At 69.4% G+C, this 7436-nt stretch carries 5 protein-coding genes; 2 read left to right on the top strand and 3 right to left on the bottom strand.

Annotated features, from left to right (window positions below):
• Positions 1–389 precede the first annotated feature (389 nt).
• Entirely contained in the window at positions 390–1397 is a 1008-nt protein-coding gene (locus ACZ6I3_RS39265; RefSeq protein ID WP_469421114.1) for a stage II sporulation protein M, read from the bottom strand.
• Positions 1398–1525: 128 nt separating this feature from the next.
• Here ACZ6I3_RS39265 and ACZ6I3_RS39270 point away from each other — a divergent pair, with 128 nt between their 5' ends.
• Positions 1526–2479 (top strand): RDD family protein, encoded by a 954-nt coding sequence (locus ACZ6I3_RS39270; protein WP_469421115.1) that lies wholly within the window; start codon positions 1526–1528, stop codon positions 2477–2479.
• A 37-nt stretch (positions 2480–2516) separates the two neighbouring features.
• On the opposite strand, the gene ACZ6I3_RS39275 is transcribed toward ACZ6I3_RS39270, so the two are convergent.
• Both ACZ6I3_RS39275 and ahcY read right to left on the bottom strand, forming a co-directional pair.
• A complete protein-coding gene (locus ACZ6I3_RS39275; protein ID WP_469421116.1) occupies positions 2517–3131 on the bottom strand; it encodes a hypothetical protein in 615 nt (204 codons plus the stop codon).
• 116 nt (positions 3132–3247) lie between these two features.
• A complete protein-coding gene (gene ahcY / locus ACZ6I3_RS39280) occupies positions 3248–4705 on the bottom strand; it encodes an adenosylhomocysteinase (protein ID WP_469421117.1) in 1458 nt (485 codons plus the stop codon).
• 464 nt (positions 4706–5169) lie between these two features.
• Here ahcY and ACZ6I3_RS39285 point away from each other — a divergent pair, with 464 nt between their 5' ends.
• Positions 5170–7290, top strand: coding sequence for a fructose-specific PTS transporter subunit EIIC (locus tag ACZ6I3_RS39285; protein ID WP_469421118.1), 2121 nt, complete (start codon positions 5170–5172; stop codon positions 7288–7290).
• Positions 7291–7436: the final 146 nt, after the last annotated feature.

Below are 7436 nucleotides of genomic sequence, written 5' to 3' on the forward strand. Positions count from 1 at the left end.
TCCTTTGTACTCACCCTCTCGGGCTTTCCTCCGGGCTGCTTCCCTTCGGTCTTGCGTTTCCGACTCTATCAGATCTTTCCGATCCGATTTCCTCGATGCTTTCCAGGTTCCCGCTTCCGCGTTTCCCTTTCCGGCGGTTCCGACTTTATCAGAAGTTTCGGGCCGTACTGACCGGCCGCTCATTTCCGAATCATCGGGAGTGGCTTCAATGAAATCAGCGTTTCAAGGAGCCGACAGATACTCACGGTCGCCGTCTGGGGTGGAACCCCTCTATAGGCAACTGTTCGAATCTACCTCCCCGCACTTGCCATGTCAATGGCTCCTGTGGGGCGAAGAGGAGACTAGCAGCTGAACGGAGGTGGTCGCACATCCGGCGGGCGAGGGGACGTTCAGGCAGCTGTCGGCACGGTGGCGCTGCGTTCTGCCGCCTCGACGTCGCCCGTGTCTCCGGCGCGGGCGGCGCGACCACCCAAGACGTACACGTAGGCGAGGAAGGCCAGTTCCGCGACGACCCCAATGGTGATGCGTGCCCAGGTGGGGAGGCCTGACGGGGTGACGAAGCCTTCGATGGCGCCGGAGACGAAGAGGACCAGGGCGAGACCGATGGCCATGCCGATGGCGGCTCGGCCCTCTTCCGCCAGAGCCGTGCGCCTCGTGCGGGGGCCCGGGTCGATGAGGGTCCAGCCGAGGCGCAGGCCGGTGCCCGCGGCCACGAAGACGGCGGTCAGTTCCAGCAGGCCGTGTGGGAGGACCAGGCCGAGGAAGGTGTCGAGTCGGCCGGCCGAGGACATCAGGCCGAAGCCGATACCGAGGTTGAGCATGTTCTGGAAGAGGATCCAGAGGACCGGGAGTCCCAGGAAGACACCGAGGATCAGGCACAGGGCGGCGGCCCAGGCGTTGTTCGTCCAGACCTGGGCGGCGAAGCTGGCAGCGGGGTGACTGGAGTAGTAGGTCTCGTACTGGCCGCCGGGGCGGGTGAGCTCGCGTAGTTCGCTGGGCGCCGCGATGGAGCCCTGCACTTCGGGGTGGGCGCCGATCCACCAGCCCAGGAGCGCTGCCACGGCCGTGGACAGGAGCGCGGTGGGTACCCACCAGTGGCGTGACTTGTAGACGGCGGCCGGGAAGCCGTGGGCGAGGAAGCGGGTGACGTCGCGCCAGGAAGCACGCCGGGTGCCGGTCACGGCGCTGCGCGCGCGTGCCACCAGTTGGCTGAGCCGGCCGGTCAGCTGGGGGTCGGGGGCGCTGGACTGGATCAGGGAGAGGTGCGTGGCGGTGCGCTGGTAGAGGGTGACGAGTTCGTCGGCTTCGGCGCCGTTGAGGCGGCGCTGGCGACGCAGCAGGGCTTCGAGGCGGTCCCACTCCGCGCGGTGGGCGGAGACGAAGACGTCGAGGTCCATCGGTGTGCCTGCTCCTCGGCTGTTCGTCGGAGACTCGTCGTGGATCAGCTTGTCGTACTGCGGCGCGATGCGCCCTCAGCTTGGCAGACTGGCTCTGTCCGGGGCAGGGCAGGGGAAGGGCGGCAGGCGTGAGTGAGCTGGTGACGGGCGAGGCTGTGGCGTTGGAGCTGCGCCCCGCGAGGCTGCCCAGCAGGGCGCTGGCCGTGCTGCTCGATCTGGTGGCGGCCCTGGCCGTCTATGTGGCGGTGACCATCGTGCTGGTGACCTCTACGGCCTCGCTGGACGAGGCGGCGCAGACGGCGCTGTCGATCGCGACGTTCGTTCTGGTGCTGGTGGGTGCGCCGATCGCGGTGGAGACGCTCAGTCACGGACGTTCGCTCGGGAAGATGGCGTGCGGGCTGCGGGTGGTGCGGGACGACGGTGGTCCGATCCGGTTCCGGCATGCGCTGGTGAGGGGCTTGATCGCGGTGATCGAGATCCTCATGACCTTCGGGGTCGTCGCTTGTATCGCCTCGTTCGTCTCGGCGCGTGGGCGGCGGCTGGGGGATGTGTTCGCGGGGACCCTCGTCGTACGGGAGCGGATTCCGGTCGCGCGGACCGGCTTTGTGCCGCCTCCTCCGCCCTGGCTGGCGGGACGGTTCTCGGGGCTCGATCTGTCCTCGGTGCCCGACGGGTTGTGGCTCGCCGTCCGTCAGTACCTGACGCGTATGCAGCAATTGGATCCGCAGGTGGGCTGGTCGATGGCGGAGCGGCTGGCGTCGGATCTCGCGGAGCGTACGGGGGCTCCGGTGCCCCAGGGTGTTCCGCCGGCGGCGTATCTGGCCGCGGTCGTGCAGGAGCGGCAGGCGCGGGAGTCCCGGCGGGCTTTCGGGGGCGGTTCGGCCTCGTCTCCCGCTCCGGCTGGGGAGAGGCCTGCGGCCGTGTACGGAGCCTCGGTCGCGTACGGACCGCCGGCTGCTGACGTACCGCCGCTTGCGGTGCCTGGTGGGGCGTCCGAGTCGTCCGGAGGGGGACGGTCCGTGGAGGCGCCGGAGGGGCCGGCGGGTGACCGGCCCGGCACCGGGTTCGTGCCGCCGGCTTAGTGGGAGCGGGGCTGCCCGCTCCGCCGCGGTTGCATGGTCAGGTGAAGGTCGACGGCGGTGACTCGAGGTCCTCGAGTTCGATGCCGGGGGCCGCGAGGACCACGTCGCCCGCGAGGTGCACTGCGTGCTGCTCGCCCGTGTCCAGGTCTGTGACCTGGTATTCGTCCACGGTCAGAGGGCCGTTGTCAGTGGCGTGTGCTTCTCTCTTCAGCAAGGACCACGACTGGTCCACGGTGCGCGGGGCGAGGACCGGGTCCGTGAGGGCGACGAGGCGTACGCGGGTGGCGGCCGCGGAGGGGGTGAGGCGCAGGAGACGGGCGGTGGCGACGAGGAACGCCGGGGAGGTGCCGGTGAAGGCGTGGGCGCGCACATTGCCTTCTGTGGCCTCGGTCCCGGTGGGGTCGGTGCGGACCCAGGTGACGCCGTCGAGGGCGGCGCCGCGGACTTGCCAGGCGGCGGCGTGGAGTTCGAGGCGGATGGGGCGGCCGAGTTCGTCGAGGGTGAGGTCGACGGAGCCGTGGTGATCGCCTGAGGGGGTGGTCAGCTGGGAGACGTAGCGCCAGCCGGAGGGGCCGGTGGCGCAGTGGAAGTGTTCTTCTGCGAGGGGGGTGCGATCGTGCGGATCGTGGAGCGAATATCGGCCGCGGGGCATGGGGGTCGTCCTGGGTTTGACGGGCCGGTCCGGTCGCTGGTCCGGGAAAAGGGGCAGGCCCCCGGCACGGGGGTGCGGGGGCCTGCCTCGAAGGACCTGCTGCCGAGCGGTGCGGCTCAGTAGCGGTAGTGGTCCGGCTTGAACGGGCCCTCGACCTGGACGCCGATGTAGTCGGCCTGCTCGGGGCGGAGCGTGGTCAGCTTCACGCCGAGCGAGTCGAGGTGGAGGCGGGCGACCTTCTCGTCGAGGTGCTTGGGCAGCACGTAGACGCCGGTCGGGTACTCGTCGGGCTTGGTGAACAGCTCGATCTGGGCCAGGGTCTGGTCCGCGAAGGAGTTGGACATCACGAACGACGGGTGGCCGGTGGCGTTGCCCAGGTTCAGCAGGCGGCCCTCGGAGAGGACGATGAGCACCTTGCCGTCGGGGAACTTCCAGGTGTGGACCTGCGGCTTGACCTCGTCCTTGACGATGCCGGGGATCTTGGCGAGGCCGGCCATGTCGATCTCGTTGTCGAAGTGGCCGATGTTGCCGACGATCGCCTGGTGCTTCATCTTGGCCATGTCCGAGGCCATGATGATGTCCTTGTTGCCGGTCGTGGTGACGAAGATGTCGGCCTTGTCGACGACCTCGTCGAGGGTCGTGACCTGGTAGCCGTCCATCGCCGCCTGGAGCGCGCAGATCGGGTCGATCTCGGTGATGATCACGCGGGCGCCCTGGCCGCGCAGGGACTCCGCGCAGCCCTTGCCCACGTCGCCGTAGCCGAAGACGACCGCGGTCTTGCCGCCGATGAGGACGTCGGTGGCGCGGTTGATGCCGTCGACGAGCGAGTGGCGGCAGCCGTACTTGTTGTCGAACTTCGACTTGGTGACGGCGTCGTTGACGTTGATCGCCGGGAACAGGAGGTTGCCGTCGCGCTGCATCTCGTACAGGCGGTGGACACCGGTCGTGGTCTCCTCGGTGACACCGCGGATCTCCGAGGCGAGCTGGGTCCACTTCTGGGAGCCGTCGGTGATGGTGCGGTTGAGGAGTTCGAGGATGACGCGGTGCTCGTCGTTCTCGGCGGTGTCGACGGCGGGGACCTTGCCGTCCTTCTCGTACTCGACGCCCTTGTGGACGAGGAGGGTGGCGTCACCACCGTCGTCGAGGATCATGTTCGGGCCGCCGGTGGGGGTGTTCGGCCAGGTCAGCGCCTGCTCCGTGCACCACCAGTACTCCTCCAGGGTCTCGCCCTTCCAGGCGAAGACCGGGACGCCCTGCGGGTTGTCGGGCGTGCCGTTGGGGCCGACGGCGATGGCGGCCGCGGCGTGGTCCTGGGTGGAGAAGATGTTGCAGGAGGCCCAGCGGACCTGCGCGCCCAGGGCGACCAGGGTCTCGATGAGTACGGCGGTCTGCACGGTCATGTGCAGAGAGCCGGTGACGCGGGCGCCGGCGAGGGGCTGGGCCTCGGCGTATTCCTTGCGGATCGCCATCAGGCCCGGCATCTCGTGCTCGGCGAGGGTGATCTCCTTGCGGCCGAAGTCGGCCAGGGAGAGGTCGGCGACCTTGAAGTCCTGTCGGTTGTCGACAGTCGTCATTGCGAGCTGCTCCTCGGAGTTTGGGTCGAGGTGGGTACGGCTGGTCTGCGCGGCGGCGGACACAGGGGTGCCCGAGGAGGACACTGGCATGCCCGCGTACACGCAGCGCAGTCCGTCGGAGGCCCTCTCTCCCTCGGCCGGTCCGCGGTGGGACCGCCCGACCGCCATCAGCAGCGACGTCTGGCTCCGTCCCAAGCTACACCGGGAGGCCGGGCCGTCCCCAGTCCGTGTCCGAACAGATCGCGCCATCGGGGAGGTGCGGGCGCGCGAGGCGACGATCGGGCGCGATAACAGGACACCAACGAACGGTCGACAGGAGGCCATAAAGCGGACCTTCAGGGATCTATTGGCCTTTGAGTCTGCGGCGGCGTGGTGCAGGATGCCCGGGATATCTGAACAACTGATCGATCCTGCGGGGCGTCCGGGAGGGCGATTCCGCATGACAAAGGCGTTAGGAGATCGACGTGACCAGTCCGGCCGGCCCTCCCCCCACGGGCGGCGGCGATGGTGAGCGGCAGCGGTTGAAGCTGCTCGCGGTGACCGCATGCCCGACCGGCATCGCCCACACGTACATGGCGGCTGAGAAGCTCGCGCAGGCCGCCGAGAGTCGCGGCATCGAGATGAAGGTGGAGACGCAGGGATCCATCGGGGCTGAAAACGTCCTCGACGACAACGATGTCAGGGACGCCGACGGCATCATCGTCGCCGCGGACAAGGACGTGGACCTGAGCCGTTTCGCGGGGAAGCGGGTCCTGACCGTCGGGGTGGCGGAGGGCATTCGTCACCCCGAGCAGCTGATCGAGCGAGTGCTGTCGGCACCCGTGCACGCGGAAGGGGGCGCCCCCACGGCTCCCGCGACCAGTGGCGGCAAGGAGCGGAGCCTCGGATACAAGGCGCTGATGAACGGGGTCAGTTACATGATCCCGTTCGTCGTGGTCGGCGGGCTGCTGATCGCGATATCGCTCTCGCTCGGCGGGCATGCCGATCCGTCGGGCGGTCTGGTCATCCCGAAGGACTCCTTCTGGATGGACGTGAACAACATCGGCGTCATCGGCTTCACGCTGATGGTGCCGATCCTGTCCGGCTACATCGCGTATGCCATCGGGGACCGGCCCGCCCTCGTGCCCGGCATGATCGGCGGCTGGATCGCCAACACCGGTGAGTTGTACGACTCCAAGGCGGGCGCCGGGTTCATCGGGGCGATCGTGACCGGGTTCCTCGCCGGGTATCTGGTGTTGTGGATCAAGAAGGTCAAGGTCCCGAAGTTCGCGCAGCCGATCATGCCGATCATCGTGATCCCGATCGTGGCGACCACGGCTCTGGGGCTGTTCTTCATCTACGTCATCGGCAAGCCGATCTCCTGGGTGTTCGAGCATCTGACCGACTGGCTCAGCGGGATGACCGGGACCAGCGCGATCCTGCTCGGCGCGATTCTGGGGCTCATGATCGCGTTCGACATGGGCGGGCCGGTCAACAAGACGGCGTTCCTGTTCGGGGCCGGCCTTATCGCGACCGGCAACCAGACGGTCATGGGCATGTGCGCGGCCGCGATCCCGGTCATGCCCCTGGGGCAGGGCCTGGCCACGCTGATACGGAAGCGGCTGTACACCGAGCAGGAGCGGGAGACGGGGCTCGCTTCGCTGTTCATGGGCTGCTTCGGCATCTCGGAGGGTGCGATCCCGTTCGCGGCCGCGCGGCCCGCGCAGGTCATCCCCGCCAACATGCTGGGTGGCGCGGTCGCCGGTGCGATCGCCGGGGTCGCCGGGGTCGAGGACGCGGTGCCGCACGGCGGGCCGATCGTGGCCGTGCTGGGTGCGGTGAGCGGCGTGCCGATGTTCTTCGTGGCCGTGGCGATCGGCTCGGTCGTCACCGCGCTGACGACGGTGGCCCTCGTCGACCTGGGTGAGCGCAAGCGGCGCGGGGAGGCGGGCTTCGGCGCGGGTGCGGGTGCGGGTGCCGCTGGGCTTGAGCCCGCGCCTGCGGGGGTGCCGAGTGGCGGTGGCGGTGCGGTCGTGGAGCAGGCGACCGTGCGTGCGCCGGTGACGACCCCTGCTGCCGCGAGCGGCGCCACAGCCGTGGCGGACGAAGCAGCAGTGCCCGGGCCGTCCAGCCCGGGCGGCACCTCCACCGAGGTCCTCTCAGGTCACCTCACCGAGAAGACCGTCAAGGTCAGCCTCGAAGCCGGCGACAAGGAGGCCGCCATCCGGGAGATGGCGGAGCTGCTGGCCCGTACCGGCAAGGTCGCTGACCTGGACGAACTGGTGGCGACCGCGCTGCGTCGCGAGGCTCAGGGCACAACCGGGCTCGGTGAGGAGATCGCGATTCCGCATGCCAAGACGGATGCGGTGACGGAGCCGGTCGTCGGTTTCGCGCGGTCAGCGCAGGGCGTCGAGTGGGACTCGCTGGACGGTACGAAGGCGCGGCTGGTGTTCATGATCGCCGTACCGGAGGCGGCAGCGGGTGACGAGCATCTGAGGATTCTGGCGCTGCTGTCGCGGAAGTTGATGGACGCCGGGTTCCGGGAGCGGCTGCTGGCCGCGTCGGACGCGTCGGCCCTGCTCGGGGTGCTGCGCGAGGTCGGGTAGGAGGAAGCGGGGGGGGGGGGGGGGGGGGGGGGGGGGGGGGGGGGGGGGGGGGGGGGGGGGGGGGGGGGGGGGGGGGGGGGGGGGGGGGGTGGGGGGGGGGGCGGGGGGGGGGAGAGGGTGGGTGGCCTCGAGCACTGTGTTGCCGA

Source organism: Streptomyces sp. NPDC041940 (assembly GCF_055589465.1).

Excerpts from the sequence above, each read along its gene's own strand:
- ahcY (WP_469421117.1), bottom strand. The coding sequence starts at position 4,705 with ATGACGACTGTCGACAACCGACAGGACTTCAAGGTCGCCGACCTCTCC.
- ACZ6I3_RS39265 (WP_469421114.1), bottom strand. The coding sequence starts at position 1,397 with ATGGACCTCGACGTCTTCGTCTCCGCCCACCGCGCGGAGTGGGACCGC.
- ACZ6I3_RS39275 (WP_469421116.1), bottom strand. The coding sequence starts at position 3,131 with ATGCCCCGCGGCCGATATTCGCTCCACGATCCGCACGATCGCACCCCC.